We start from the raw sequence: 2620 nt of genomic DNA on the forward strand, positions 1-2620 counted from the left end.
ACCTGGAGGAGACCGTCCGGGCCCTCACCGACACCCCGCGCTCCGCCCGCCGCGAGGCCGCCGAGGACGCCGCCGCCCGGGCCGCCTTCCCCGCCCGCGCGGGGCCCTGCCCCGAACCCGGCTGGCTCCTCATCTCCCTCGGCGTGGACCGGAACTGAGGGCGCCGCCCGTCGCCGCCCGCGACGGCCAGGCAGCCCTCCCGCACCCCCTCCCGAGGACGGACCGACACCCATGCACGCCTCCCCGCCCCTGCACACCCCCCTGTCCCCGTACGCGCCCCCGCGTCCGCACCCGACCGTCGGCGACACCCCCGTGCTGTGGACCGACGACGGCTACTGGGCCAAGCTCGAAGGCTTCAACTCCGGCGGCATCAAGGACCGTCCGGCCCTCCACATGGTCGAGCAGGCCCGCCGCCGGGGCGACCTGCGGCCCGGCGCGCCCGTCGTCGAGTCGACCTCCGGCACCCTCGGCCTCGGCCTCGCCCTCGCCGGGGTGATCCACGGCCACCCCGTGCACGTCGTCACCGACCCCGGTCTGGAGCCGATCGTCCACCGGATGCTCACCGCCCACGGCGCCACCGTGCACGTCGTCACCGAACCCCACCCCACCGGCGGCTGGCAGCAGGCCCGCAAGGACCGGGTCGCCGAACTCCTCGCCCGCCTCGACGGCGCCTGGTGGCCCGACCAGTACGGCAACCCCGACAACCCCGCCGCCTACGCCGGGCTCGCCGCCGAACTGTCCGCGCGGCTCGACCGGATCGACGTCCTCGTCTGCGCGGTCGGCACCGGCGGCCACTCCGCCGGCATCGCCCGCGCCCTGCGCGCCACCAGCAGCCCCGCCCTGGAGCTCGTCGGCGTCGACTCGATCCGCTCCACCGTCTTCGGGCTGCCCGCCGGGGAGCGGCTGATGCGCGGCCTCGGCTCCTCCATCCACCCGGCCAACGTCGACCACGCGGCCTTCGACGAGGTCCACTGGGTCGCCCCGGCGGAGGCCGTCCGCTCGGCCCGCCGGCTCGCCGCCCGCCAGTACGCCACCGGCGGCTGGAGCGTCGGCGCGGTCGCGCTCGTCGCCGGCTGGCTGGCCCGCACCCGCCCGCGCGGCACCCGCATCGCGGCCGTCTTCCCCGACGGCCCGCAGCGCTACTTCGACACCGTCTTCAACGACGAGTACTGCGCCGCCCACGGCCTCCTCGACGGCCCCGTGCGCGACGAACCGGCCGCCTACCGGGGCCCCGAGGGCATCGAGGAGTGGACCCGCCGGGTCCTGGACCGCACGGCGGCCGTCCCCGGGACGGGAGCGGCGCGTTGAGCACCACGAGCGGCACGAGCACCCCCGCCGCCGCGCCGCCCCGGGGCGGGATCTGGCGGCGGAGCCGCACCTTCGACCCGGCCGTCCGGCTGCTCTTCCTCAACCAGCTCACCATCAACCTCGGCTTCTACATGCTGATGCCCTACCTGGCCGCCCACCTGGCCGACAGGCTCGGGATGGCGGCCTGGGCGGTCGGGCTCGTCCTCGGCGTCCGGAACCTCTCCCAGCAGGGCATGTTCCTCGTCGGCGGGGCGCTCGCCGACCGGCTCGGCTTCAAGCCGCTCATCGTGGCCGGCTGCGCGCTGCGGACCGCCGGCTTCGGCGCGCTCGCCTTCGCCCAGTCGCTGCCCGTGCTGATCGCCGCCTCGCTCGCCACCGGCCTCGCGGGCGCGCTCTTCAACCCGGCCGTCCGTGCCTGCCTGGCGGCGGAGGCCGGGGAGGAGCGCCGGGTGGAGGCGTTCGCCCTGTTCAACGTCTACTACCAGGCCGGCATCCTGCTCGGCCCGCTGGTCGGGGTGGCGCTCACCGGGGTGTCGTTCCGGCTGACCTGCGGGGTCGCCGCCCTGCTCTTCCTGGGCCTGACCCTGGTGCAGCTGCGGCACCTGCCCGGCTCGGCGGGCGGCGGCCGGCCGGCGCCGGAGGGGGGCGCGGAGGGCGGCGCCCGGGGCCAGTTCCGCACCGTCCTCGGCAACCGGACCTTCTGGCTCTTCTCGCTCGCCATGACCGGCTCGTACGTCCTGTCCTTCCAGGTCTACCTGGCGCTGCCGCTCGCGGCGGGCGGCACGGGCGTGACGACCGCGCTCTTCGTCGTCTCCGCGCTCGTCGCGCTCGCCGGGCAGCTGCGGATCACCGCCTGGTGCGCGGCCCGGCTCTCCCGCGAGCGGAGCCTCGTCGGCGGACTCGCGCTGATGGGCGGCGCCTTCCTGCTGCCGGCCGCGCTCGGCCGGGGCGCGCCGGCGCTGCTGCTGTGCGCGGCGGTCCTGGCGGTGGCGAACGCGGTGCTCTACCCGTACGAGATGGACACCGTCGTCGCCCTCTCCCGGGGGCGCTGGGTGGCCACCCACTACGGGCTCTACAACACCGTGTGCGGGATCGGCATCACCCTCGGGAACCTCGGCACGGGCGTGCTGCTCGACGTCACGGGGTGGACGGAGGCGCCGTGGCTGGCGCTGGCGGCGATCGGCCTGGTCTGCGCCGTGGCGGTCGCGGCCCTGGGGAGGGGAGGGCGTCTGCGGAGCGAGTAGGCCCCGGCCGGGGCGGTCCGGGGGCCCGCCGGTCCCCGCCGGGCCCGGGCCCGCCGGTCCCCGCCGGG

General features: G+C 77.0%; 2 protein-coding genes. Both read left to right on the top strand.

The window, feature by feature from the left end; genetic code table 11:
* Window positions 1-231 precede the first annotated feature (231 nt).
* On the top strand, window positions 232-1308 hold the full coding sequence (locus AB0E83_RS35345; protein ID WP_362120907.1) for a PLP-dependent cysteine synthase family protein: 1077 nt from the start codon (window positions 232-234) through the stop codon (window positions 1306-1308).
* A complete protein-coding gene (locus AB0E83_RS35350; RefSeq protein ID WP_362120909.1) occupies window positions 1305-2552 on the top strand; it encodes an MFS transporter in 1248 nt (415 codons plus the stop codon). Before AB0E83_RS35345 ends, AB0E83_RS35350 begins: the two co-directional genes overlap by 4 nt.
* The last annotated feature ends 68 nt before the right edge of the window (window positions 2553-2620 follow it).

Origin of the sequence: Streptomyces sp. NPDC035033, from assembly GCF_040636735.1 — a bacterium.
GTDB lineage: Bacteria > Actinomycetota > Actinomycetes > Streptomycetales > Streptomycetaceae > Streptomyces.

What these genes read in the sequence shown, in the direction of transcription:
- AB0E83_RS35345 (WP_362120907.1), top strand. Translation starts at nt 232, where the DNA reads ATGCACGCCTCCCCGCCCCTGCACACCCCCCTGTCCCCGTACGCGCCC.